This window comes from Aureimonas populi (assembly GCF_017815515.1).
GTDB lineage: Bacteria > Pseudomonadota > Alphaproteobacteria > Rhizobiales > Rhizobiaceae > Aureimonas > Aureimonas populi.
This window is the reverse complement of record NZ_CP072611.1, coordinates 3,339,831-3,361,994: the sequence shown is the minus strand read 5'-3', so window position 1 is coordinate 3,361,994 and position 22,164 is coordinate 3,339,831. Positions and strand designations below refer to the sequence as shown.

Sequence of the window (22,164 nt, the reverse complement as noted above, 5' to 3'; positions counted from 1 at the left end):
TGGGGCGGGCCCGGCATCGGGAGGGAGGGCGCGGCGGGGCGCCCGTCCGGCGTTGTGGCGAGGCTGCGGGTCGCGCTCCTCCGCTCCCTCGAAGCAGCGCATGGCCGGTATTCCGTCTTCCGCCCGCCCTGCATCTGCCGATGCCACGGCCGCCGCCTCTGCCTCTGCCATAGTCATCCCGGATCGAGTCCGGGATGACTGTGGCGGTAGGTAGTACGGCAGCAGGTAGAGTGACTGCGGCAGTAGGGGCGGATGACGAAGGCGAAGGGACGGCTGAGCTAGGCGCGGGTGGCGGCCATCGCAGGCCGGAAGGCGAAGAGCCCGGAGGGGCGAGGGCGCTTGCGCCCCCGCCGGCTCCGCCCCGTCAGTTGGCGGGGGCGGCCGCTTCCGCGCCCTGGCCGCCGCAGCTTCCGGTCCTCACGTTGAAGTTGCCGCAGGAAAGCGGGGCGCGCCAGTCGGCGATGAGGTCGCGCGAGCCTTCCAGATAGGGCGACCATTCCTGCGCCACGACCGTGCCCGGCGTCTGCCAGACGGTCTCGAACTGGCCGTCGTCCTGGATTTCGCCGATCAGCACCGGCTTGGTGATGTGGTGGTTGGGCATCATGGCCGAATAGCCGCCGGACAGGTTCGGCACGGCCACGCCGATCATCGCGTCGATCACGGCGTCCGTGTCGGTCGTGCCGGCCTTCTCCACCGCCTTCACCCACATGTTGAAGCCGATATAGTGGGCCTCCATCGGGTCGTTGGTCACGCGCTCCTCGCTGCCGATGAAGGCGTGCCACTTGTCGATGAAGTCGAGATTCTCGTCCGTATCGACGCTCATGAAGTAGTTCCAGGCGGCGAGATGGCCGACGAGCGGGCCGGTGTCGATGCCCGCCAGCTCCTCCTCGCCCACCGAGAAGGCGACGACGGGGATGTCCTCGGCCGAGACGCCCTGGTTGGCCAGCTCGCGGTAGAACGGCACGTTGGCGTCGCCGTTCACGGTGGAGACGACGGCGGTGCGCTTGCCGGCCGAGCCGAAGCTCTTGATCTCCGAGACGATGGACTGCCAGTCGGAATGGCCGAAGGGCGTGTAGTTGATGAGGATATCCTCCTGCGCCACCCCCAGCTCGTCCTTCAGGTAGGTTTCGAGGATGCGGTTGGTGGTGCGCGGGTACACATAGTCGGTGCCGGCCAGCACCCAGCGCTCGATGCCCTCTTCCTCGGCAAGGTAGTTGACCGCCGGGATGGCCTGCTGGTTGGGGGCCGCGCCCGTGTAGAAGATGTTGCGCGAGGATTCCTCGCCCTCGTACTGAACGGGGTAGAAGAGGATGCCGTTCAGCTCCTCGAATACCGGCAGGACGGATTTGCGCGACACCGAGGTCCAGGCGCCGAACACGGCGTCCACCTCGTCCTCGGCCAGGAGCTGGCGGGCCTGCTCGGCAAAGCGCGGCCAGTCGGAGGCGGGATCGACGACCACGGCCTCCAAGGGCCGGCCCAGAAGGCCGCCCTTCTCGTTCTGGTCGGCGATCAGCATCTCCATGACGTCCTTCAGCGTCGTCTCGGAGATGGCCATGGTGCCGGACAGCGAATGCAGGATGCCGACCTTGATCGGCTCGCCGGAGGGCTCCTGCGCGCCGGCGGCGAGGGTGGAGAGCATGAGCGCGCTGAAGAGGCCGCCCAGAATGCCCGTTCTCTTGAACTTCATGATGCCTGTCCCCTGTCGTTTCGGTGATCCGGTTGCAACGCCGCCGGGCGTGTTGCGCGAGGGGGACCTTCGGCACTGCGGGAGAATAAGGGTATACGTCAAACGACGTAGATCGCCGGGCTTGCGCGGCGGGGGGCGGCGAAGGCCACAATGGAGCGCGGCATCTTGAGGGAGTCCATGACCGGGCGGCAGCGCATCCTACCCGTGCGGCGGGACTACAACCGCTGGGTCGCCAACCAGACGCTGGAAGACTACGCGCTGCGCTTCACCTCCAAGAAGGCGCGGCGCTGGTCGCCGCAATGGGTGTCGCAGACGGCCATCGGCGCCATCTCCTTCCTGGCGCTGGAGGCGGTGGGCGGGGCCATCACGCTGGCCTTCGGCTTCACCAACGCCATGGCCGCCATCCTCGTCGTCTCCGTGGTGCTGTTCCTCACCGCACTGCCGATCAGCCATTATTCGGCGCGCTACGGGCTGGACATCGACCTTCTGACGCGCGGCGCGGGCTTCGGCTATATCGGCTCCACCGTCACCTCGCTCATCTACGCGACCTTCACCTTCATCCTCTTCGCGGTGGAGGCGGCGATCATGACGGCCGCGCTGAACATCGCCTTCGGCCTGCCGCTGTGGCTCGGCTATGTCGTCTCCGCCTTCGCCGTCATCCCGCTCGTCACCCATGGGGTGACGTGGATCAGCCGCTTCCAGCTCGCCACCCAGCCGTTCTGGATCCTGCTCAACGTGCTGCCGCTCGGCTTCATCCTGTTCCACGACCCCGGCGCGGTGGCCGCCTGGACGGGCTTTGCGGGGCTGGAAGGGGGTGCGGAAGGGTTCGACATCCTGAAATTCGGCGCGGCGGCCTCGGTGATCCTCGCGCTGATGCCGCAGATCGGCGAGCAGGTGGACATCCTGCGCTTCCTGCCGGCGGAGAAGGGCCGGCCCTCGCGCAACTGGCTTCTGGCCATGCTGGCGGCGGGGCCGGGCTGGATCGTGCTCGGCGCGCCGAAGATCGTGCTCGGCTCCTTCCTCGCCGTCCTGGCGCTGCGCCATGGCGTGGTGCCGCAAAGCGCGGCGGACCCCGCGCATATGTACGACGTCGCCTTCGGCTTCGTCTTCTCCTCGCCTGCGCTCGCCACCTTCGTCATGGCCTTCTTCGTCGTGGTCTCCCAGCTCAAGATCAACGTGATGAACGCCTATGCGGGCTCGCTCGCCTGGTCGAACTTCTTCTCGCGCCTCACCCACAGCCATCCGGGCCGCGTCGTCTGGCTCGTCTTCAACGTGATGATCGCGCTGCTTCTGATGGAGCTGGGCATCTACGGCGCGCTGGAGGCGACCTTCGGCCTCTTCGCCAATGTCGCCGTCGCCTGGCTGGGCGCCATCGTGGCGGATCTGGCGATCAACAAGCCGCTCGGCCTCTCGCCGCCCGGCATCGAGTTCAAGCGCGCCCATCTCTACGACGTGAACCCGGTGGGCACGGGGGCGATGGCGGCCGCCGCCGTGCTGTCGCTCGTCGCCTTTTCCGGGGCGCTCGGCATCGTGGCGCAGTCGCTCTCGCCCTTCCTGGCGCTGGGCACGGCGCTCGTCGTCTCGCCGGCCATCGCGTTCGTGACGGGCGGGCGCTACTACCTCGCCCGCAAGCCCCGCGCCGAGTGGAGCGGGCTGTCCGAGATCCAATGCGCGATCTGCGAGCATCCCTTCGAGCCGGAGGACATGGCGCACTGCCCGGCCTATGCCGGGCCGATCTGCTCGCTCTGCTGCTCGCTGGACGCGCGCTGCGGCGATCTGTGCAAGCCACATGCGCGGTTTTCCGCGCAGGCGGCCGAGCTGGTGGCCGCGACGCTTCCCGAACGGCTGGCGCGGCACGCCACCTCCAGCGTCGGACGCTATCTGGGCGTCTTCACGCTGCTGACGCTCGTCATCAGCCTCGTGCTCTCGCTCATCTACTACCAGACGAGCATCGTGAACCCGGAGGCGACGGGAACGGTGGGCGCGGCGCTGTGGGCGGCCTTCTTCATCCTCCTCATCGTCACCGGCATCGCCACATGGTTCTTCACGCTCGCCCAGCGCAGCCGGCGCGTGGCGCAGGAGGAGACGGCCCGCCAGACCGCGCTGCTCCTGGAGGAGATCGACAAGCACCAGGCCACCGACGCGGCCTTGCAGAAGGCCAAGGAGGCGGCCGAGGCGGCCAGCCTTGCCAAGAGCCGCTACGTGGTGGGCATGAGCCACGAGTTGCGCACGCCGCTGAACACCGTGCTCGGCTACGCGCAGCTTCTGGGAGAGGACGAGACGATCCCGGCCGAGCGGCGCAACGGCATCAGGGTGATCCGCAACAGCGCCGAGCACCTCTCCGGGCTCATCGACGGGCTCCTGGACATCTCGCGCATCGAAACGGGGCGGCTTCACCTGAATGCCGGCCCGCTGAACCTGCCGGAATTTCTCGACGGGCTGGAAGACCTCTTCCGCATCCAGGCGCGGGAGCGGGGGCTGGACTTCCGCATCCTGCGGCCGGCCGGCCTGCCGCAGGTGGTGCGCACCGACGAGAAGCGCCTGCGGCAAATCCTCATCAACGTCCTGTCCAACGCGGTGAAGTACACCGAGCGCGGCTCGGTGACGCTCGCCATCCTCTATCGCAGCCAGGTGGCGACCTTCACGGTGACGGATACGGGGCCGGGCATGGCCGAGGCCGAGCTTTCGCGCGTGTTCGAGCCGTTCGAGCGGGGTGTAGCGGCGCGCGGCAAGGCGCCGGGCCTCGGCCTTGGCCTCACCATCACGCGCCTTCTGGCGAGCCTCATGGGCGGCGACATCACCGCCACCTCCACGCCCGGCGCCGGGTCCGTCTTCACCGTGCGCGTCATGCTCTCGCCGCTGGCCGGGGAGCTGCCGTCGAGCGAGGCGCGCCCGGCCGGCGGGCCGCTTCCCATCGGCTACGAGGGCGCGCGCCGCACCATCCTCATCGTCGATGACGAGGAGGTGCATCGCGAGCTGATGACGGATATCCTGCGCCCGCTCGGCTTCGTCGTGCTGACGGCCGCCGACGGGCCGGCCGCCCTGCGGCTGGTCCAGGACGTGCGCCCGGATCTTTGCGTGCTCGATATCCAGATGCCGGGCATGGACGGCTGGGCGCTGGCGCGGGCGCTGAACGAGTGCCTGCCGCGCGCGCCGGTCGTCATGCTCTCGGCCAATGTCGGCGAGCGGCCCGCGCCGGGGGAGGAAGCGCCCTCGGTGAAGGAGCTGATGGCCAAACCCATCGACCTGCGCCGCTTCCTCTCCAGCCTGGAATCCTTGCTCGGGCTGCGCTGGGTTTCGGCGAGGGCTCCGGCCGTGGAGGCCGCCGGCGCCCCGGCCCTTGTTCCGCCGGAGCCGGCGGTGCTGGCGGAGCTTCTGCGGCTGGGGCGGATCGGCTATGTTCGCGGCATCGAGCGCAAGCTTGCCGAGCTCGACGCCGACCCCGTGCTGGAACCCTTCACCGCAAGGCTGCGGATGCATTTGCGCGATTTCGACATGGAGCGATACGCCGCCGCCATCGAGGCCGCACTCGATGAATGAGGCCCCGTCCGATCGCGACGGGCCGGCCTTCCGCGCCGGGCCGGACATCGTGCTGGTGGTGGACGATTCGCCCGACGCGCTGCGGATGCTCACGGATGCGGTGGAGACCACGGGAGCCACGGTGCTCGTCGCCTCCAGCGGCGAGCGCGCGCTCCAGATCGCGGCGGAGATCACGCCCGACATCGTGCTGATGGACGCGGTGATGCCCGGCATCGGCGGTTTCGAGGCGACGCGACGGCTGAAGGCCGATGCAGGCCTGCGCCATGTGCCGGTGATCGTGATGACCGGGCTGACCGAGACCGAGCATGTGGTGGAGGGACTGGAGGCGGGGGCGGTGGACTATCTGGCCAAGCCCATCGTGCCCGACGAGCTTCTGGCGCGAATCCGCGTGCATCTTTCCACCGCGCGCGAGGCACAGCGGGCCCGCGAGGCGCTGGACACCACGGGCCGCTTCCTTCTGGCGGCCGATGCGCGGGGGCGGGTGCTGTGGTGCACGCCCCAGGCGCGCCGGCTTCTCTCCGATGCTCTGGTCGCCGAGCCGGGGCTTCTCAGTCTGCCGGCCGCCCTTTGCACGCAACTGCGCAGCGACGCGCAGGGCGGCTCTCGGGTGCTGCCGATGGCGGAGGGTTATCGCGGGCCGGCCCTGCACCTGTCCTTCCTCGGCACGACGGGGGAGGACGAGCATCTCTTCCGCGTGATGCTGAGCGAGGAGGCGCGGGCGCAGGCGCTGATCCGCCAGCGCTTCTCCCTGACCGAGCGGGAGGCCGAGGTCTCCATCTGGCTGGCGCGGGGCAAGGCCAATCGCGATATCGCCGATATCCTGGGCATGAGCCCGCGCACCGTGAACAAGCACCTCCAGGCGGTGTTCGCCAAGCTGGGGGTGGAAAACCGGGCCTCGGCGGCCGTGCTGGTGCTGCGCAGCATCTCCGAAGGCGGGGCACAGGTTCCCGCCGCGGGCGAACGGTAGCGGCCGGCGCGCGCCTGCCGTGCCTCCCGCCTTCAGAGGCAGCGCCGGGCGGCTGGCCGCTCCGGCGCCTTCGTGCTCACTTGGCCTTGGCGGGCCTGGCGGCGGGCGGCGTGAGGCCGCCTTTCAGGCTGGGAGCGGCGACGACCGCCTTCTCCACCACCTTTTTGGGCTTACGAACCTCTTTCGATCCGCGACGCTGTTCCTTGGCCATCTCGTTATCCTCCTGGTTGAAGCCGATCCTCGCACGGAACGGCGCCGGCAACCCCACGAATTCGTATTCGACGGTCGCGACTTGGCGCTTGACCGCTAAGGCGGACGTACTATTCTCGATTGTGCGGAGGAGGCCGCTCGTTCGCGGGAGGAACAGGAATATCGCGGCCTTCGGCCTGCCTTCGCGCCATGGAGCGCGGGCGGCCTCCAAGCCGTCCCGCAAGGGAGGTTGCGATGTCTGCTGTTTTCGAATTCCTGGCCGAGGCCAGTCCGCAATTTTACCTCACCGTCGGCGTGGCGGTCCTGCTCAGCATCTTCGTGGGCGAATAGGGCCGTCTCTGGGCGCCGGGGCGCGGTGTCAGAAGCCGTGGCCCCGCCGCGCCATGAGGCAATCCTCGCCTCCCGGCATGCAGGCACGGCAAACCTCGGGCCTCAGCGCATAGATCGTGCAGGCCGTCCGCTCGCCGACGACGCCCGAAAGGGCCGAGCAGCGGGTGCCTACGCATCGCATACCGGAGAGATCGTCGGAGACGAGTTCGGGCGGCAATGCGTCGAGGGCGCTGTCGGGCTCGGTGGAAAAGCGCGGCCAGTCGGCCGAGTAGGCGCAGCAGGCCCCGCAGGCCTGGCAGTCGAATGGGGCGGCGGATTGCATCATCGCGCTCCATAGCACGCGCCCGCCGGGAACGGGAGAACGCCCCCGTCGGTTCGTTGGCATGATCTACTTCACCGGCGACACCCATTTCGGCGACCCTCGCGTGCTGCGGATCGACCGCCGGCCATTCCCTTCGATGGGCGAGCACGATGCGGCCCTGATCGCTTCGTGGAACGAGGTCGTCCGCCCCGAGGATGAAATCTGGCATCTCGGCGACTTCGCGCGGGGCACAAGGGATGGCGTCGAGGCGCTTCTCGCCTCGTTGAACGGCCGCAAGCACCTCATCATCGGCAACAACGACCCGCTCGACACGGTGGAGGCGAGGGGGTGGAGCAGCGTGCAGCACTATGCCGAGATGGTGGTGGACGGCCACCGCCTGATCCTGTGCCATTACCCGTTCCGCACGTGGAACCAGATGGGCAAGAAGTCGGTCAACCTGCACGGCCACTCGCATGGCCGGCTGACGCCGGTGACGCGGCAGCACGATGTCGGTGTCGATCCGCAGGGGCTTCGGCCGGTGACGCTGGCGACCATCCTCGCGCCGAAGCGCAAGCGCCGCGCGCCGTGAGTTTGGCCGGGCGGCGGTTGCCGCCCGGCCTCGCCGGTCAGGCCGGCGTTCGGCTGCCGCCGCCCGCCAGCACCTGGGCGGCCGCCGCTTCGTCCACCTCCGGCACCAGGATTCCCACCCGGCGCGCGAAGGCGGCGAACGCGCTCCGGGCGGTCTGCGCCTCGACCCGATGGTTCATGGCGGCAAGACACGCCTTGCGCGCGACGATATGATCGGCCCGGTCGCGATGGCCGGGCATTTCCATCAGGAAGGTATAGGCCTGGAAGACGGTCTTGATCTCGCGCGGAACGCCGAGACCGGCGAAGACCCGAACGGGCTCGGCGAAGAGGTTGTGCTCCATCGTGGACTCCCCCATGAGCATGAAACGGAACGCCCCCATTACGCGGAACGGGGCCGAAGGTTCCCATCGCTGGAAGCCGCGTCGCCTTGCCGCGTCGCTTCCGGCTCCTCGCGCGAACGCCTTCGGCGGAACAATGGCCGGCGCGCGGGCTTCCTTGTCGACAGGAGCGCGAAGGAGTTCGCCATGTCCCGCATCGACGAAGCCACCGAAAACCCCAACGACAAGCTGCCGGCCGGCAAGCCGCTGGACCCCGATGTCATCGTGCCCGATGGCGACGCGGGCCTGGAGGAGGACGAGACGGCGGGCGAGGACGAGCGGCCTGCCGGGGCGCTCGACGCCGCCGACAACGACCTGATCAATGTGGGCAAGTTCAACGATCCCGCCATTCTCGATGACGGCCCATCGGAGCGGAAGGGCAGCGACCTTTCCGTGGCCGAAGCCTTCGGGATCGACGAGCGGGATCTCCACCAGCCGGCACCGGATGCGGCGCCGTCCCCCACGGGCAAGCCCTCGTGACCGGCCGCGAGCCCGGCCGGCCGGGCGAGACTCCGGAGGCCGAGGGGCGGCCGGACGTTTCGCCGCCGACGCGGCCCGAGACGGCGACCGAGAAGATCAATCGCGAGCAGGCGAAGCTGCCGAACCGGGGCCGGCCGGCGGAATACGACGAACCGGGCGACCACGACTGAACCGGCGGCGACGCCAAGGGGCCGGGACGTGTTTAAGCGTTCTTTCAGCCCCTTGGGCGCACGATCCTCCTGCAACCGGCAAGAGGCCGGGCTGATCTGAGGAGGAGAATGCCATGCCCATGATCCCGACATTCTATCTCGTCCACGGCAAGGACGGCTCGTCGACGCTGTTCCACGGCACGGCGCCGGCGGCAAAGCGCTAAGGGCGCCCGGACGGGAGGCACAAAAAAGGCGAGGCAGCCTGATGGCTTCCTCGCCCTTGCTTTCACCGTGGCCGGAAGGCGGCCGACGGAGAATCAGTAGACCTCGATGATTTCCCGAGTGGACGGACGCACGATCACGCGCTGGTCGTTGACGATGGTGTAGGCGTAGTCCGGCTGCTCGGGGATCTCGTAATACTCGACGGTATCGGGCAGGATCTCACCGCGCACCACGCGCCCTTCCAGCGTCACCGAAGGCCGCGCCTGCTCGACCACATAGGTGCGCACCGGAGCGGGAATCTCGATCACCGGCGAGGCGGTCGTCTCCTCGATGACTGTCGTCGTGGTGGTGGTCGTCGTCTGCGCGAAGGCGGGCGCGGCAAAGGCGATGGCGGCGGCCGAAGCGGCCAGAAGGGCGGTACGCATGAAAAGCTCCATAGCTGTTTCGTTGCCGTCCAAACGCTCGTTTCGCCCGAATGGTTTCCTGCATCCGACGCGCGGCCTGCGCCCATGCGTGGATTCGCCGTCGATTTCGCCGGCCCTATAAAGGCGGGAAGCACCCCCGCTCACGGGCGTGCGCTTTTACCGCTGCGCAGCGGGATAGGGGGACTTCATGAATATCCTCATCAGCCTGTTGATCACCGTCCTGGTGATCGTCCTCGTCCTGTGGCTGGTCGAGAAACTGCCGCTCGAGGGCAATATCAAGCAGATCGTGCGGATTATCGTCATCATCATCGGCATCATCTCGCTGCTGCGCTATCTCGCCGTCTTCTAGGCAGGAAGGGCAGGGCGGCCGGGCGCCGGTTCCGGGACGTCGCAGGCCGGACGCCTCCCATGGATCGGCGGCCTGCGGCCGTTGGCGGGATGATGGAAGCCGGCGAACCGGCCGCTATTGCACGGTCTCGATATAGGCGAGGATCGCCTCGATCTGGTCCGGCTCGGCCTGAAACATGGGCATGTCCGGGTGCCCCACCTGGATGCCCTCCGCGAAGGCTTCCTCCAGCGCGTCGATCGGATAGCGCTCGGACAGTTCGCGAAACGGGACCGCCTCGGGATGGGCGCTCTCGTCCTCACGGCCGATGGCATGGCAACTGGCGCAGTTCGATTCCGCCAGCGCGCGACCGAAGCTCACCACCTCGTCCTCCTGCGCCAGCGCGGGCGTGCCGATCGCGATAAGGGCGGCGAGGGTGAGGGCATTCTTCATGGGCGTGCCTTTCCTGTGAGGGGCCAAGCTTACGCTACCCCATCCGAACCATTGATGAAGGCCTGCCCGGAGCGAGGTCAGGCCCAGCGGCCGATGGTCCGCGAGGCGAATGGGACGCGAGCGGATGACGTCGAGACGCGGCCGCATGCGCGCCGGCCGTCCAGTGTCGTGAAACGGGCGGAAAGCTCAACCATTTCAACATGGACGGAGGCAGTGGAGGCCTCGGCCGGAATCGAACCGGCGTGCAAGGATTTGCAGTCCTCTGCGTAACCACTCCGCCACGAGGCCCCAACGCGGCCCTACCTACTGGCGCATATGGGTTTGCGCAAGTGGCCGCAGAACCATTCTGAAAACGATCCCCGCCCCATTCAGGAAAATAGGTCCCCGGTCGTTCCCTGTGTAAGCGGATCGGTCGGAGGCCAAGCCTCCTCTCCATCCGTGAACTAAATCACTTTGCAGTGATTCCTGGCCCGCCTCTGGTCAACTTTCCGTGACGAAAATGTCTTCGCAGGTGCGAGAAGCCGCATCCCGCGAGGCCGTGTCACAAAGTTGAGAATGAGGCAATTCCTTGGAAAATCTACGTAAATCGAAACGAGACAATCGGATCGATCTGCTGCGGGGGTTCGCGATGCTGAGCATCGCGATCAATCACGTCGCGGTCATCCCGAACCGCCTGGAGTTCGACGGGTGGCAGGTTCCGACCTTGACCCTCTACGGCTATTCGTCCGCGGCGGAGATTTTCGTCTTCCTCTCCGGCTACATGGTCGGACTGGTTTATCTCTCGAAGGAGAACCCCGAGAAGCTGCTCCTGCGGCGGGCAGGGACCCTGTATGCGGTCAATGTCGCCGCCTTCATCTCCTCCTGGATGATCATCGCGGTTCTCAGCCCCGAGATCCGGGACGCGAGCGGCTTTGCCTTCTTCATGGAAAGCCCCGTTTCGGGATTCGCGCTGTTCGCGGTGTTGCTTGTCCAGCCTCTCTTCACGGATGTCCTGGCGCTCTACACCGCACTGCTGCTGCTCACCGCGCTTCTGGTGAGCCCGCTGCGAATGCATCCGGCCCGGGTCATCCTCGCATCCCTCGCCATTTACGGCGCGGTCTATGTGGCCGGCGCGATGGGGCTGACGTTGAACGTGCCCGGTGGCCTGCCGGAAGACGACTGGCTGTGGACCTTCAATCCCTTCACCTGGCAGTTCCTGTTCATAGGCGCGGTCGTCCTCGGACGGTACAGGTTCCTGTCCGTCCTGTTTGAATTCCTCGAACGAAACAGAACCTTTGCTCTCGCCATCGTCATCATTCTCGCGGCGAGTATCGGTCTCTTCCTGGCGATACAGGCGCTGGGGATCTATTACGTTCCGCTTTCGGGAAAAACCAATCTGGGCCCGGTCCGGCTGGCTCATGCGGCGCTGGTCATCCTGGCGCTGATGTCGCTTCTGACGCTCATCGACCGTCGAGCGCAGGAATGGCTGGGCTGGTTGTCCCTGATCGGCCGGCACACGCTGCCCTGCTACGCCTTCAGCATCCCGCTGACCTACGCCCTGGCGGGCCTCTGGTTCTCGCTGGGACGGACGCAGACCGCCTATCTCCTCTGCGCCCTGATGGTCGTTCTCGCAATGCTGGCCGTCGCCACGGTCATGGAACGCAGGAAGCAGCGATCCCTCTGAAGCCGGGTCGGGAGTAGGGACGCTCCGGCGCATGAGGCGGCGAGCGCTGCGCGGGCCTGGAGGCTCTTACTCGGCGATGGCGGCGGAAAGGGCGCGGCCGATCTCGGCGATGGCGAGGTTGCGATCGTCCATGGAGGCAGCCGTCTCGGTGACGTAGATGGCGGCGACGATCGGCTCGCGCTCGGGCGGCCACATCACGGCGACGATGCCGCGCGTGCCGTGCCCGCCGGCCCCGGTCCTGTCGCCGATGCGCCAGCCGGCGGGGATGCCGGCGCGCAGTAGCGGGCCGCCGACCTCGTTCGCGACCAGCCACTCCGTAAGCTGCCCGCGCGAGCCTGCCGAAAGCGCGCTTCCCAGCACCAGCTCGCGCAGCGTGGCAGAGATGGCTGCGGGGGAGGTGGTGTCCCTCGGGTCGCCCGGCGTGCCCTCGTTCAACTCCGTTTCCCGCCGGTCCAGCCGCGTCGTCTCGTCGCCGAGGGAGCGCACGAAGGCGGTCACGCCGCCGGGGCCGCCCAGGCTGTCGATGATCGCGTTGGCGGCCGGGTTGTCGCTCGTGGCCATCGTCGCCGCGCAGAGATCGTGCAGCGAAACCTCCTGGCCCACCAGCTTTTCGGTGACGGGCGCGTGGGCGACGAGGTCTTCCGCCTCGATGGTCACGGTGCGTCCGGCGTCCTCCTCGCCAGCGTCGACCCTGGCCAGAAGCCCGGCGCAGGCGAGAGCCTTGAACGTGCTGGCCATGGGAAAGCGCTCGTCGGCATTGTGACGCCAGCTCGTGCCGCTCTCCAGATCATGGATGGCCAGCCCCACCCGCGCCCCCAGCCGCTGCTCGATCTCCCGCGCGGTCTCCACCACACGGTCCTCGGCCGCCGCCGCCATGCTGGATAAGCCGAGCATCAGGGCCGCCATAAGAGGCGGAAGGGCAGTCTTCGTCATCGAAACGTCTCCACAAACGGCCGCCGGCTGTTCCGGCCGGCCCGGTCGTTGTGGCCTAGTTTCGATCGCCGGCCATATTCGGGCAGCTTCGGGGCCATCCTCGCTTTCCCCGCAGCTTTCCTCATGAAGCTTTGCCGGCGGTGCGCTCCAGCCTTACGCGGGGCCGGGAACGGCGCAGAGCGTCGAGCGGGTCAGGAAGCGGCGTTCCCGACCGTTGTCGAGGGAGAACATGCCGCCGCGCCCGGGCACCACGTCGATGACGAGGTCGGTATGCTTCCAGGCGTCGTACTGGGCGGCGCCGATATAGAACGGCGCGCCGCCGATATGGCCAAGAAGCACGTCCCGGTCGCCGATCATGAAATCGGCGGCCGGGTAGCACATGGGCGAAGAGCCGTCGCAGCAGCCCCCCGACTGGTGGAAGAGGACCGGGCCGTGGTCAGCCACGATCTCGGCCAGCAGCTCCAGCGCGGCCGGCGTGGCGGAGACCTTTTCCTGCACGGCCCGGCCCATGGCCTCAGGCCGCGAGATCGAGGACGATGCGGCCCTCGATCGCGCCCTTGTGCATTTTGGCGAAGATGTCGTTGATGTCCTCCAGCTTGCCGGAGGCCACCGTCGCCTTCACCTTGCCTTCGGCCGCGAAGTCGATCGCCTCCTGAAGATCGAGGCGGGTGCCGACGATGGAGCCGCGCACGGTGACGCCGTTCAGCACGAGGCCGAAGATGTCGAGCGGGAAGTCACCCGGCGGCAGGCCGTTCAGCGCCACCGTGCCGCCGCGCCCGACCATGCCGATGGCCTGCTCGAACGCCTTGTTGCTGACGGCGGTGACGAGGACGCCGTTGGCGCCGCCATCGGTCTCCTTGCGGATCACGGCGGCGGGGTCCTCGTTGCGGGCGTTGACCGTGAGGGTGGCGCCGAGGCGGCGCGCCAGGTCGAGCTTGGCGTCGTCGATATCGACCGCCGCCACGTTCATCCCCATGGCCTTGGCGTACTGCACGGCCAGGTGCCCGAGGCCGCCGATGCCCGAGATCACCACCCAGTCGCCGGGCTTGGTGTCCGTCACTTTCAGGCCCTTGTAGACCGTGACGCCCGCGCACAGGATGGGCGCGATCTCCAGGAAGTCGATCTCCTTGGGCAGGTGGCCCACGAAGTTGGGGTCGGCCACCACATAATCGGCAAAGCCGCCATTGACCGAGTAGCCGGTGTTCTCCTGCTCGTGGCAGAGCGTCTCCCAACCGCCCAGGCAGTGGCGGCAGTGGCCGCAGGCGGTGTAGAGCCAGGGCACGCCGACGCGGTCGCCTTCCTTGATGTGGCGCACGCCCGCGCCGACGGCCGAGACGAAGCCCACGCCCTCATGGCCCGGGATGAAGGGCGGGTTGGGCTTCACGGGCCAGTCGCCCTCGGCGGCGTGCAGGTCGGTGTGGCACACGCCGCTCGCCTTGATGGCGACCTGGATCTGGCCGGGGCCGGGCTCGGGAATCGGCACCTCGTCGATAGTCAGCGGCTTGCCGAACTCGCGCACGACGGCGGCCTTCATGGTTTTCGCCATGGATATGTCCTGCCTCTTTCAATTGCGACTGTCATGGGGCGCGGCGGGGCGGGCCCCGCCGCGTCGTATGCTGGCTCAGAAGAAACCGAGCTTTTTGGGCGAGTAGCTGACCAGCATATTCTTGGTCTGCTGGTAGTGGTCCAGCATCATCTTGTGGTTCTCGCGCCCGATGCCCGACTGCTTGTAGCCGCCGAAGGCGGCGTGGGCGGGATAGGCGTGGTAGCAGTTGGTCCACACGCGGCCGGCCTGGATGGCGCGGCCGAAGCGGTAGGCCGTGTTGCCGTTGCGCGTCCAGATGCCCGCGCCTAAGCCGTAGAGCGTGTCGTTGGCGATGGAGAGGGCCTCCTCGTCGTCCTTGAAGGTGGTCACGGACACGACCGGCCCGAAGATCTCCTCCTGGAAGACGCGCATCCCGTTGTGGCCCTTGAAGACCGTGGGCTTGACGTAGTAGCCGCCGGCCAGATCGCCCGGCAGCTCGTTCCTTTCGCCGCCCGCCAGCACCTCGGCGCCTTCCTGCCGGCCGATGTCGAAATAGGAGAGGATCTTTTCGAGCTGCTCGGAGGAGGCTTGCGCGCCGACCATGGTGGCGCTGTCCAGCGGGTCGCCCTGCACGATGGCCTCCACGCGCCTGAGCGCGCGCTCCATGAAGCGGTCGTAGATGCTTTCATGCACCAAGGCGCGGCTAGGGCAGGTGCAGACCTCGCCCTGGTTCAGCGCGAACATGGCGAAGCCTTCCAGTGCCTTGTCGAAGAAGTCGTCGTCCTCGTCCACCACGTCCTTGAAGAAGATGTTGGGCGACTTGCCGCCCAGCTCCAGCGTGACCGGGATGAGGTTCTGCGATGCGTATTGCATGATGAGGCGGCCGGTCGTCGTCTCGCCGGTGAAGGCGATCTTGGCGATGCGCGGCGAGGAGGCCAGCGGCTTGCCCGCCTCCAGCCCGAAGCCGTTGACGATGTTGAGGACGCCGGGCGGCAGCAGGTCGCCCACCAGCTCGGCCCATACGAGGATGGAGGCCGGGGTCTGCTCGGCGGGCTTGAGCACCACGCAATTGCCGGCGGCTAGCGCCGGGGCCAGCTTCCAGCAGGCCATGAGCAGCGGGAAGTTCCATGGAATGATCTGGCCGACGACGCCCAGCGGCTCGTGGAAATGATAGGCGACGGTATCGTGGTCGATCTCCGAGATGCCGCCTTCCTGCGCGCGCAGCGCCCCGGCGAAATAACGGAAGTGGTCGATCGCCAGCGGCAGGTCCGCCGCCGTCGTCTCGCGGATCGGCTTGCCGTTGTCCCAGGTCTCGGCAAGGGCGAGGAGGTCGAGATTCTCCTCCATGCGGTCGGCGATGCGGATGAGGATCAGGGCGCGCTCGGCCGGGCTGGTGCGGCCCCACGCTTCCCTGGCCTTGTGGGCGGCGTCGAGCGCGGCCTCCACGTCCTCCGGGCCGGAGCGGGCCACTTCGCACAGGGGCCGGCCGTTGACGGGCGAGGTATTCTGGAACGTGCGGCCCGAGAGCGCATCGCGCCACTCGCCGCCGATGAAATTGCCGTAGCGCGCGTTGAAGGGCGCCTTGGTGGTGCGTGAGAATTCCGCCTTGTTCATATCTTTCCTCCCGAAAAGCTGGGCCGCCACGGAGGGGGCGAACCGTGTGCGGGAATGTCGCGCCTGGAAGCGGCCACGTCATGCGCCGGCTATGGATATTGCGGCGGACCTGTCGCATCGTTGCGACAGGTAACGCCATCAATGCGGCCGGCGCAGGCCGAGGCGGTTCATCCGCCGATGCAGCGTGGCGCGCGAGACGCCCAGATTGCGGGCCGCCTCGCTGACATTGCCCCCGGCGCGGGCCAGTGCGCGCTGGAGCACGCCCCGCTCCGCTTCCAGTGCCTCCATGGCGTCGCCGGCGGCCGGGCCGAAGAGGTCGATGGCCGGCAGGCCGGCGGCGATTCGTTCCGTATCGAGTCCCAGCGCGAGGCGGGCCGCGCGGCTGGCGCCCACCACCAGATCATCGCCGTCCACCGCGAGCAGCGCGTGGCCGCCCTCGGTGCCGGGAACGACGAGGATGCGCTCCTGCGAGAAGACGGAGCGGAAATGCTCCGCCTCGATCCGCCGCGCGGCATCGCCCACGGCCAGCGCGATCAGCCCCGCGAAGCTCTGGGTCAGGTCGGCCCGGCAGGAGGAGACGTCGAGGGCGGCGACGAGGCGGCCCTCATGGTCGTGGATGGGCGCGGTGGTGCAGGAAAGGCCGATATTGCGCGTGAGGAAGTGCTCGTCGCGGTGGATCGTCAGCGCCCGTCCGTCCACCAGGCAGGTGCCGATGCCGTTGGTGCCCTCGTGGTCCTCGCCCCACAGGGTGCCGGTCCACAAGCCCCAGCTTCGAAAGGTCGCGTCGTCGCACGGCGCGCCCCGCCGCTCCACCGGTATGCCGTCGCTGTCGGCCAGAAGCACGCAGCAGCCGACGCCGCCCACGGCCAGATAAAGCTTGTCGAGGCTGGCGGAGGCGGCCCGGATCAGCCGACCCATGCGCTGGCGCGCATGAGCGAGTTCCGAATCGGAGATGCGCTGGGGCGGGGTTCGGGCAGCGGGGTCGAGGCGATGGAGGGAGCAGGAGCGGCGCCAGGAGGCCACGAGGCCCGAGCGGGCGGCCTCGTCCGATTGAATCGCGTGGAGAACGCGGCTCGCGTGAAGGCGGTGCTCATTCATGCCATCCTCCCTCGAAGGCACGAACCGGCGCAGGGCCGATCCAGCGCGAGCCTACTCTAAGACCGCGACCGTGGATCGGCAAGGGAACAGGGTTAATGGAAGCGCGTGGGGCCGTTTAGGCGGTGCGGCTGCTAGGCGCGCGCCTCAGCGGCACTGGCGGCTGTTGAGATAGAAGACGCCGTCCTGCCCGCTGCGGTGGTAGCGCGTTTCCACGGCCGCGATCTCGCCCCGGCGCAGATGGGGGCGCCAATCCTCGCAGAGATTGGCCGCCAGTTCCCTGTAGGCTTCGCGAACGGGCCGCTCCGGCGGCAGGGCATGGCTCAGGACGACGCGGTCGCCCGCGCGCTCCACGGCCTCGAGCGTGGAGCCGCCGGGCATCATGCGGGGAAGGTCCGTGCTCAGGCGCAGGACGGTGTCGTCCACGCTGCCGAGCGCGTTGGGGAAGGCGATCGCTCCGATATCGTCATGGAAGTAGGCGACAAGCGCCATGGCGGCAGCAGCGCCCAGCGAAAGCTCTCTGGCGCGAAAGAGCTTCCTGCCGAAGAAATGCGAAACCATCGACATGTCCCGTGCGGATGATGATCCTGCCGAACGCGCCGCGCGGGGCCCGGTTCCCCATTTTCCTCGCATCGCAGCATCGCACGGTCCGATGCGCTGCCGCGAAGGGCTGGCTACAACAGGCCGAGGAATGCCGCCAATGCCGCCGCGCAGGCGAATGCGACGAGGACCCATAAGCCCGGATCCCTGAATGAATGCGGCATGCGTAGGCGACCGATCTGTGGATTCGACAAGTCAGCTACGTGCGCGCACACCAGACGGATGCGTTCGCTCATGGAAAAGGGGGACAGCCGCTTCGGCCGCCCCCTGCCGAAGTCGCTCGCGCGGGCTCAGCGCGAGGCCTTGTAGAGCTTCTGGGCAATCTCGAACATTTCCTCCGGCGCGTAGTCCGGGGTGAAGGCCGAGGGAACGCCGGTGAGGTCGTGGATCTTGGCCCCGTCCGGGTGGCCGTCGATCACCTCAAGCTCGCCCTGCGGGTCGCCGGGGAGCGCCATCTCGCCATTGCCCCAGATGCCCGCCATCTCCTTGTAGTCGTTCGGGCTGAACGTGTAGAGCCGCCGGTGCGAACCCTCGTCCAGATATTTCTGGCACTCGGGAATCCTGTCGAGCGGGATGTTGGGCGTGGGCAGGAACTTGTCGAGATCCACGCCGGTGATCTTCTTGAGCGCCAGCGCATAGGCGTGGGCGTGAACCGAGCCGCGCACCAGCAGATAGCCGCACACCTCGCGCCCCGTGGGATCGGTGAGGCTTTCATAGACGCGCAGCTTGTGCAGCCGGGCGCCGCATTCGAGGTGGAAGTTGTGCAGGAGATCGACCACGACATTGCCCGTGGTGGTGACGAAGTCGTTGTTCCAGGAGGCGCCGTTGGAGTTCACCGGCATGGCGCCGCCGCCGGCGGAGAAGAAGGCGCCCGCGAGCCTCGCCTCCGCCATGTCGGCGAAGGGTGCGCCGGAGATGTCGCCGCCGTCGCCCGTGTCGCCATCGGGCTTGTCCGGGCCGTTGGCCAGCATCGCCACGCCGTTCGAGACAAGCTCGACATGGCCGAGCTCCTCGGCCGTGATGGCCGCCACGAGGCTGTAGAAGGGTTTCAGCTTGGTCTTGGAGCGGAAGTTGAAGCTCTGGAACATGTAGTTGCCGAGCGTGGACATCTCTCCATACTTCCCGCCGAGCAGTTCCTGAAGAGCGGCGGCGGCGTTGGGATCGGCGCGGGTGGGCGCCGGCAGTTCGACTTGCAGCTTATCGACGCGCATGAACATGGGGTCGGTCCTTTCCAACGGGTGGACAGGAGCAACGACGCGTACGGGATGGCGTTCCGCCCCTTGGTTAACAGAGTTCGCGTGCCGCGACCGGATAAGCCCTCATATGCCCGAGCCGGCGTCCTCCTGCGCGTCCTCGGGGCGCATCGGCTCGGGCCATGAGGCGGCGAGCGGCGAGGGCAGGGGCATCCATCCCATCAGCTCGGCCTCTGCATAGAGGATGACGCAGTCGGCGCTGGAATCGGCGGCGCGCCAGCCTTCCCCGGCCCGGCTGGTGCCACGGGCCCAATAGGCCGTATCGACGGTGGCCGGGCCTTGCTCCGTGGCGCGCAGCGTGACCAGAATGCGGGTGCCGTCGCGCGGGGCGCTGGCGAGGTCGCGCCACTGGAACGTCTCCGGCGGTGTCATGGGATCGCCTCCTGTTGCGCGCCGACGGAACGCCGACGACCTTTCGCGTTCCATCGGGCGGCCTTTCCCCGTAGATGGCAAGCCAGCACGGGGAACCCCTCGCCGCTGAGCGGCTTTTGGACCGCAAACAGGAGAGACCGAACGATGACCGATGTCGAACTGGACGAGATCAACGAGAAGATTTCAAGCCTCTTCGAGGGCAAGACGCTCGAGGACGTTTCCACCGTGCTCAAGATCCAGCTCGCCATGCTCGTGACCCAGGGCTCGGAGAATGCCGAGGAGGCGGGCGACTTCCTCGCCGACATCGCCGACGAGGTCGAGGAGATGATCGAGAGCTTCGATTTCGCGAATGCGGGCGGCGAGGAAAGCTGAACGCGGGCTTCAGCGCAGTCCGATTCCAAGGGCGCGGCCTCCGCATCGGGCCGCGCCCTTTCTTTACCCTTCGGCGGAGGGGGCCGCCTTTGCCCTCGGGCAAGGGCCGGGGGACGACATCGCTTTTAAGCGAGACTTCACGTCTCGGCGATAAGCCCCGCCGGATCGTGGGGGAGTTGAGTGCATGCCATTCGTTCAGATCGACGATATCGGGGTTCCGGCCTTTGTCCTCGCGGTCGGCACGGACGGGTTCCGTTTCCTGGGCATCAATGCCGCCTATGAGGGCCTGTCGGGCCTGTCCAACGCCGAGGTCGCCGGCCGCCCATTGCGCGAGTGCCTGTCGGCCCGCGCCGCCGAGATGCTGCACAGGCGCTACAGCGACTGCGTGGCGACGGGTGTGTTCAAGGATTACGAGGAGAGGCTTTCGCTGCCCTGCGGCCGCCGCTGGTTCCACACGCTGCTGAACCCGGTGCGCGATCCGCAAAGCGGGCGGGTGTACAAGCTGGTGGGCATCGCGATCGACATCACCGAGCGCAAGAGGCTGGAGCGCGAGCTGGAGAAGGCCGCGCTGACGGACGACCTGACGGGCCTGGCCAACCGCCGGGGCTTCGTCGTCTGCGCCGAGGATGCGCAGGACGCGGCCGAGGACGAGCAGGCGCGCCTCGGTCTGATCGTGGTCGATCTCGACGGCTTCAAGGCCATCAACGACCGCCACGGCCATCTGGTGGGGGATGAGGTGCTGAAGCAGGTCGCCCGGCGGATGCGCGCGGCCCTGCCGGAAGCCGAGGTGGTGGCGCGGCTGGGCGGCGACGAATTCGTCGCGCTGGTGCGCGTCGAGGGCGAGGAGCACCTTGGCGAGCGGGCGGCGACCCTCGGTGAGCGCCTGTGCGCGCCGCTCGTTCTGGAGGGGTATCCGGCGCTGGACATGGGTGCCAGCGTCGGGGCGGCGCTCTGGGCGCCGGGTGCAACGCTTTCGGGCGTCATGGCGTTTGCCGACTCACGCATGTATGCAGCCAAGGGGCACAGGCGCCGCGCGGCGTGAGGCGCCCGGTTCGGGGAAGGGCCAGACGATATGAGCGCTGGGAGCGAGGATCCGGCCCCGGCCACGGCGTCGCCGCAGGACGCCGCGCGTGAACGGCTGGCCTTGCGCCTTCGCGCCGTGGCGCAGGGCGACCGCGTGGCGCTGCGCGACGTCTATGACCTGACGAGTGCGAAGCTTTTCGGCATCTGCCTGCGTATCTTGCCGGACAGGCAAGAGGCCGAGGACGTGTTGCAGGACGTGTATCTGACGGTGTGGCGCAAGGCGGAAGCCTTCGATCCCGCGCGGGCCAGCCCGGTGACGTGGCTGGCGACGATCGCCCGCAACCGCGCCATCGACCGCCGCCGCTCCCTGGCCGGGCGCCACCCGCCGGCCGCGTTCGAGGCCGCGCTCGACGTGCCGGACGATGATGAGGGGGCGCTGGCCGGGCTCGAGCGCGCCGAGGACGCGCACCGCCTGCGCGCCTGCCTGGAAGAACTCGACGGGCGGACGCGAGGCGCCATCGCGCGGGCGTTCTTCGCCGGACTGACCTACCAGGAACTCGCGCGCGAGCGCGCCATGCCGCTCGGGACGGTCAAAAGCCTCATCCGGCGCGGCCTCATCCGCCTGAGAGGGTGCCTGGAAGCATGATCGCGAGCGGCATGGACCCCGAACGGGACGAGGATTTCCTGGCGCCCGAATACGTGCTGGGAACGCTGGACGCGGCCGGGCGCGAGCGCGCGCGTCGAAGGCTCGCGGGCGATCCCGCCTTCGCTTCGGAGGTCGAGGCGTGGGCGCGGCATCTGGCGCCCATGGCCTCGGCGGTGGAGCCCGTTTCCCCGCCGGCCGCCGTCTGGCGCCGCATCGAGGCCGCCCTGCCGCAGGCCTCGTCCCTGCGCGATGCGCCGCGCGCGCTGGTGGACGCGATCTGGCGGCGTCTGGCCATCGGCTCCATGGCACTGGCCGCCGCGAGCCTTGCCGCGCTGGCCTTCGTGGCATGGCAGCCGAGCCGGCAGGCCGGGCCCGTGGGAGGGGTGGAAATGAGCACGGCGATCATGGACGAGGACGGCGCCGCGCTCGTCGCCGCGCTGGTGGATGCGGCGGACGGCTCGATCACGCTCGTTCCCATGGCCCTGCCGGATGCGGACGGGCACACGAGCCAATTGTGGCTCGTCCCCGGCGAGGGGCCGCCGCGCTCCCTCGGCCTCGTGGACCGAACACGCCCCACGCGCCTCGCGCTGCCGGCGGACCTCTCCGAAGGGATGATGAGCGAGGGGGCCGTGCTGGCCGTCTCGCTGGAGCCGGCCGGCGGCTCGCCGACGGGCCAGCCCACCGGGCCGGTGCTCGGCCACGGATCGCTGGGAAGCCTCTGACGGCGCATCGGGCGCCGTTTTCATACACGCCGTCGCAAGCCTTTGGAGGCCGGAAATCCGGCCTCGCGAGATTGTGCGGCGCAATACTCGCGTGGCGTGTCCTTCTCGTTCTCTGCTCCTCCTCGCGCCTGGTCGCGGCCGCTGCCCGGAGGCAAGCTAAGTCATTGCAGAAGGGTCTTAACACGCGGCTGAAAGGGGCGTAGACTGCTTTATATGGTATGCGTGCATTTTGCACGTTTGAGTTGCGGTTCGGCTTGGTGGTGGCATTGACTTAACTGTGTCGCCGGAAGTG

General features: G+C 68.1%; 25 protein-coding genes and 1 tRNA gene. 11 read left to right on the top strand and 15 right to left on the bottom strand.

Annotated features, from left to right (window positions below; translation table 11 throughout):
• Positions 1 to 364: 364 nt before the first annotated feature.
• Positions 365 to 1,687 (bottom strand): urea ABC transporter substrate-binding protein, encoded by a 1,323-nt coding sequence (gene urtA, locus J7654_RS16030; RefSeq protein WP_209736863.1) that lies wholly within the window; start codon positions 1,685 to 1,687, stop codon positions 365 to 367.
• A 177-nt stretch (positions 1,688 to 1,864) separates the two neighbouring features.
• On the opposite strand from urtA, the gene J7654_RS16025 reads away from it, so the two are divergent.
• Both J7654_RS16025 and J7654_RS16020 read left to right on the top strand, forming a co-directional pair.
• The gene (locus J7654_RS16025; protein ID WP_209740615.1) at positions 1,865 to 5,227 is read left to right on the top strand and encodes a hybrid sensor histidine kinase/response regulator; all 3,363 of its coding nucleotides are present in this window, start codon (positions 1,865 to 1,867) and stop codon (positions 5,225 to 5,227) included.
• Complete coding sequence (locus J7654_RS16020; RefSeq protein WP_209736862.1) at positions 5,220 to 6,194, top strand: response regulator transcription factor; 975 nt, start codon at positions 5,220 to 5,222, stop codon at positions 6,192 to 6,194. Before J7654_RS16025 ends, J7654_RS16020 begins: the two co-directional genes overlap by 8 nt.
• Positions 6,195 to 6,270: 76 nt before the next feature.
• Here the strand turns inward: J7654_RS16020 and J7654_RS16015 are convergent, their stop codons facing one another.
• Together J7654_RS16015 and J7654_RS16010 are read right to left on the bottom strand one after the other, a co-directional pair.
• Entirely contained in the window at positions 6,271 to 6,615 is a 345-nt protein-coding gene (locus J7654_RS16015) for a hypothetical protein (RefSeq protein WP_209740713.1), read from the bottom strand.
• Positions 6,616 to 6,762: 147 nt separating this feature from the next.
• Positions 6,763 to 7,059, bottom strand: a complete 297-nt coding sequence (locus tag J7654_RS16010) for a YkgJ family cysteine cluster protein (RefSeq protein ID WP_245195532.1) — start codon at positions 7,057 to 7,059, stop codon at positions 6,763 to 6,765.
• Positions 7,060 to 7,117: 58 nt separating this feature from the next.
• Between J7654_RS16010 and J7654_RS16005 the strand changes: the two genes are divergently transcribed.
• Positions 7,118 to 7,624, top strand: coding sequence for a metallophosphoesterase family protein (locus J7654_RS16005; protein ID WP_209736861.1), 507 nt, complete (start codon positions 7,118 to 7,120; stop codon positions 7,622 to 7,624).
• Between the two features lie 37 nt (positions 7,625 to 7,661).
• Here the strand turns inward: J7654_RS16005 and J7654_RS16000 are convergent, their stop codons facing one another.
• A complete protein-coding gene (locus J7654_RS16000; protein WP_209736860.1) occupies positions 7,662 to 7,964 on the bottom strand; it encodes a DUF982 domain-containing protein in 303 nt (100 codons plus the stop codon).
• A 183-nt stretch (positions 7,965 to 8,147) separates the two neighbouring features.
• Between J7654_RS16000 and J7654_RS15995 the strand changes: the two genes are divergently transcribed.
• Both J7654_RS15995 and J7654_RS15990 read left to right on the top strand, forming a co-directional pair.
• The gene (locus tag J7654_RS15995) at positions 8,148 to 8,480 is read left to right on the top strand and encodes a hypothetical protein (RefSeq protein ID WP_209736859.1); all 333 of its coding nucleotides are present in this window, start codon (positions 8,148 to 8,150) and stop codon (positions 8,478 to 8,480) included.
• Positions 8,477 to 8,650 (top strand): hypothetical protein, encoded by a 174-nt coding sequence (locus J7654_RS15990; RefSeq protein ID WP_209736858.1) that lies wholly within the window; start codon positions 8,477 to 8,479, stop codon positions 8,648 to 8,650. Before J7654_RS15995 ends, J7654_RS15990 begins: the two co-directional genes overlap by 4 nt.
• Positions 8,651 to 8,946: 296 nt before the next feature.
• Here J7654_RS15990 and J7654_RS15985 read toward each other — a convergent pair whose 3' ends face one another.
• Positions 8,947 to 9,276 (bottom strand): DUF1236 domain-containing protein, encoded by a 330-nt coding sequence (locus J7654_RS15985; protein WP_209736857.1) that lies wholly within the window; start codon positions 9,274 to 9,276, stop codon positions 8,947 to 8,949.
• Between the two features lie 187 nt (positions 9,277 to 9,463).
• Here J7654_RS15985 and J7654_RS15980 point away from each other — a divergent pair, with 187 nt between their 5' ends.
• On the top strand, positions 9,464 to 9,625 hold the full coding sequence (locus tag J7654_RS15980) for a Thivi_2564 family membrane protein (protein WP_209736856.1): 162 nt from the start codon (positions 9,464 to 9,466) through the stop codon (positions 9,623 to 9,625).
• Positions 9,626 to 9,739: 114 nt separating this feature from the next.
• On the opposite strand, the gene J7654_RS15975 is transcribed toward J7654_RS15980, so the two are convergent.
• Together J7654_RS15975 and J7654_RS15970 are read right to left on the bottom strand one after the other, a co-directional pair.
• The gene (locus tag J7654_RS15975) at positions 9,740 to 10,054 is read right to left on the bottom strand and encodes a c-type cytochrome (RefSeq protein WP_209736855.1); all 315 of its coding nucleotides are present in this window, start codon (positions 10,052 to 10,054) and stop codon (positions 9,740 to 9,742) included.
• A gap of 214 nt (positions 10,055 to 10,268) precedes the next feature.
• Positions 10,269 to 10,342, bottom strand: a tRNA-Cys gene (locus J7654_RS15970).
• 340 nt (positions 10,343 to 10,682) lie between these two features.
• Here J7654_RS15970 and opgC point away from each other — a divergent pair.
• On the top strand, positions 10,683 to 11,717 hold the full coding sequence (opgC, locus tag J7654_RS15965; RefSeq protein ID WP_209736854.1) for an OpgC domain-containing protein: 1,035 nt from the start codon (positions 10,683 to 10,685) through the stop codon (positions 11,715 to 11,717).
• Positions 11,718 to 11,783: 66 nt separating this feature from the next.
• On the opposite strand, the gene bla is transcribed toward opgC, so the two are convergent.
• The 8 genes from bla to J7654_RS15925 form a co-directional block, all read right to left on the bottom strand.
• Positions 11,784 to 12,650: a class A beta-lactamase gene (gene bla, locus J7654_RS15960; protein ID WP_209736853.1), complete on the bottom strand. Its 867-nt coding sequence runs from the start codon at positions 12,648 to 12,650 to the stop codon at positions 11,784 to 11,786.
• Positions 12,651 to 12,803: 153 nt separating this feature from the next.
• Positions 12,804 to 13,160: a DUF779 domain-containing protein gene (locus J7654_RS15955; RefSeq protein ID WP_209736852.1), complete on the bottom strand. Its 357-nt coding sequence runs from the start codon at positions 13,158 to 13,160 to the stop codon at positions 12,804 to 12,806.
• A 4-nt stretch (positions 13,161 to 13,164) separates the two neighbouring features.
• Positions 13,165 to 14,196, bottom strand: a complete 1,032-nt coding sequence (gene adhP / locus J7654_RS15950; RefSeq protein ID WP_209736851.1) for an alcohol dehydrogenase AdhP — start codon at positions 14,194 to 14,196, stop codon at positions 13,165 to 13,167.
• A 75-nt stretch (positions 14,197 to 14,271) separates the two neighbouring features.
• A complete protein-coding gene (adh, locus tag J7654_RS15945; protein ID WP_209736850.1) occupies positions 14,272 to 15,789 on the bottom strand; it encodes an aldehyde dehydrogenase in 1,518 nt (505 codons plus the stop codon).
• A 138-nt stretch (positions 15,790 to 15,927) separates the two neighbouring features.
• Positions 15,928 to 16,887, bottom strand: a complete 960-nt coding sequence (locus J7654_RS15940) for a GAF domain-containing protein (RefSeq protein ID WP_209736849.1) — start codon at positions 16,885 to 16,887, stop codon at positions 15,928 to 15,930.
• 144 nt (positions 16,888 to 17,031) lie between these two features.
• A complete protein-coding gene (locus J7654_RS15935; protein WP_209736848.1) occupies positions 17,032 to 17,451 on the bottom strand; it encodes a hypothetical protein in 420 nt (139 codons plus the stop codon).
• 323 nt (positions 17,452 to 17,774) lie between these two features.
• Positions 17,775 to 18,701, bottom strand: a complete 927-nt coding sequence (locus J7654_RS15930; protein WP_209736847.1) for a manganese catalase family protein — start codon at positions 18,699 to 18,701, stop codon at positions 17,775 to 17,777.
• A 102-nt stretch (positions 18,702 to 18,803) separates the two neighbouring features.
• A complete protein-coding gene (locus J7654_RS15925) occupies positions 18,804 to 19,109 on the bottom strand; it encodes a hypothetical protein (RefSeq protein ID WP_209736846.1) in 306 nt (101 codons plus the stop codon).
• Between the two features lie 144 nt (positions 19,110 to 19,253).
• Here J7654_RS15925 and J7654_RS15920 point away from each other — a divergent pair, with 144 nt between their 5' ends.
• The 4 genes from J7654_RS15920 to J7654_RS15905 all read left to right on the top strand — a co-directional run bounded on the left by J7654_RS15920 (position 19,254) and on the right by J7654_RS15905 (position 21,872).
• Complete coding sequence (locus J7654_RS15920) at positions 19,254 to 19,481, top strand: hypothetical protein (protein ID WP_209736845.1); 228 nt, start codon at positions 19,254 to 19,256, stop codon at positions 19,479 to 19,481.
• Positions 19,482 to 19,665: 184 nt separating this feature from the next.
• Entirely contained in the window at positions 19,666 to 20,523 is an 858-nt protein-coding gene (locus J7654_RS15915; protein ID WP_209736844.1) for a sensor domain-containing diguanylate cyclase, read from the top strand.
• A gap of 30 nt (positions 20,524 to 20,553) precedes the next feature.
• A complete protein-coding gene (locus tag J7654_RS15910; RefSeq protein ID WP_209736843.1) occupies positions 20,554 to 21,150 on the top strand; it encodes a sigma-70 family RNA polymerase sigma factor in 597 nt (198 codons plus the stop codon).
• Positions 21,147 to 21,872 (top strand): anti-sigma factor, encoded by a 726-nt coding sequence (locus J7654_RS15905; protein WP_209736842.1) that lies wholly within the window; start codon positions 21,147 to 21,149, stop codon positions 21,870 to 21,872. The genes J7654_RS15910 and J7654_RS15905 overlap by 4 nt, the downstream gene beginning before the upstream one ends.
• The last annotated feature ends 292 nt before the right edge of the window (positions 21,873 to 22,164 follow it).

Bases quoted from the DNA above. Each gene is read 5' to 3' on its own strand.
- J7654_RS16025 (WP_209740615.1), top strand. From the start codon at position 1,865: ATGACCGGGCGGCAGCGCATCCTACCCGTGCGGCGGGACTACAACCGC.
- J7654_RS15940 (WP_209736849.1), bottom strand. From the start codon at position 16,887: ATGAATGAGCACCGCCTTCACGCGAGCCGCGTTCTCCACGCGATTCAA.
- J7654_RS16010 (WP_245195532.1), bottom strand. From the start codon at position 7,059: ATGATGCAATCCGCCGCCCCATTCGACTGCCAGGCCTGCGGGGCCTGC.
- urtA (WP_209736863.1), bottom strand. From the start codon at position 1,687: ATGAAGTTCAAGAGAACGGGCATTCTGGGCGGCCTCTTCAGCGCGCTC.
- J7654_RS16000 (WP_209736860.1), bottom strand. From the start codon at position 7,964: ATGGAGCACAACCTCTTCGCCGAGCCCGTTCGGGTCTTCGCCGGTCTC.
- J7654_RS15910 (WP_209736843.1), top strand. From the start codon at position 20,554: ATGAGCGCTGGGAGCGAGGATCCGGCCCCGGCCACGGCGTCGCCGCAG.
- J7654_RS15930 (WP_209736847.1), bottom strand. From the start codon at position 18,701: ATGTTCATGCGCGTCGATAAGCTGCAAGTCGAACTGCCGGCGCCCACC.
- J7654_RS15955 (WP_209736852.1), bottom strand. From the start codon at position 13,160: ATGGGCCGGGCCGTGCAGGAAAAGGTCTCCGCCACGCCGGCCGCGCTG.
- J7654_RS15975 (WP_209736855.1), bottom strand. From the start codon at position 10,054: ATGAAGAATGCCCTCACCCTCGCCGCCCTTATCGCGATCGGCACGCCC.
- J7654_RS15980 (WP_209736856.1), top strand. From the start codon at position 9,464: ATGAATATCCTCATCAGCCTGTTGATCACCGTCCTGGTGATCGTCCTC.
- J7654_RS16005 (WP_209736861.1), top strand. From the start codon at position 7,118: ATGATCTACTTCACCGGCGACACCCATTTCGGCGACCCTCGCGTGCTG.
- opgC (WP_209736854.1), top strand. From the start codon at position 10,683: ATGCTGAGCATCGCGATCAATCACGTCGCGGTCATCCCGAACCGCCTG.
- J7654_RS15935 (WP_209736848.1), bottom strand. From the start codon at position 17,451: ATGTCGATGGTTTCGCATTTCTTCGGCAGGAAGCTCTTTCGCGCCAGA.
- J7654_RS15925 (WP_209736846.1), bottom strand. From the start codon at position 19,109: ATGACACCGCCGGAGACGTTCCAGTGGCGCGACCTCGCCAGCGCCCCG.
- J7654_RS15995 (WP_209736859.1), top strand. From the start codon at position 8,148: ATGTCCCGCATCGACGAAGCCACCGAAAACCCCAACGACAAGCTGCCG.
- adh (WP_209736850.1), bottom strand. From the start codon at position 15,789: ATGAACAAGGCGGAATTCTCACGCACCACCAAGGCGCCCTTCAACGCG.
- J7654_RS15920 (WP_209736845.1), top strand. From the start codon at position 19,254: ATGACCGATGTCGAACTGGACGAGATCAACGAGAAGATTTCAAGCCTC.
- J7654_RS16020 (WP_209736862.1), top strand. From the start codon at position 5,220: ATGAATGAGGCCCCGTCCGATCGCGACGGGCCGGCCTTCCGCGCCGGG.
- J7654_RS15915 (WP_209736844.1), top strand. From the start codon at position 19,666: ATGCCATTCGTTCAGATCGACGATATCGGGGTTCCGGCCTTTGTCCTC.
- J7654_RS15905 (WP_209736842.1), top strand. From the start codon at position 21,147: ATGATCGCGAGCGGCATGGACCCCGAACGGGACGAGGATTTCCTGGCG.
- bla (WP_209736853.1), bottom strand. From the start codon at position 12,650: ATGACGAAGACTGCCCTTCCGCCTCTTATGGCGGCCCTGATGCTCGGC.
- adhP (WP_209736851.1), bottom strand. From the start codon at position 14,196: ATGGCGAAAACCATGAAGGCCGCCGTCGTGCGCGAGTTCGGCAAGCCG.
- J7654_RS15985 (WP_209736857.1), bottom strand. From the start codon at position 9,276: ATGCGTACCGCCCTTCTGGCCGCTTCGGCCGCCGCCATCGCCTTTGCC.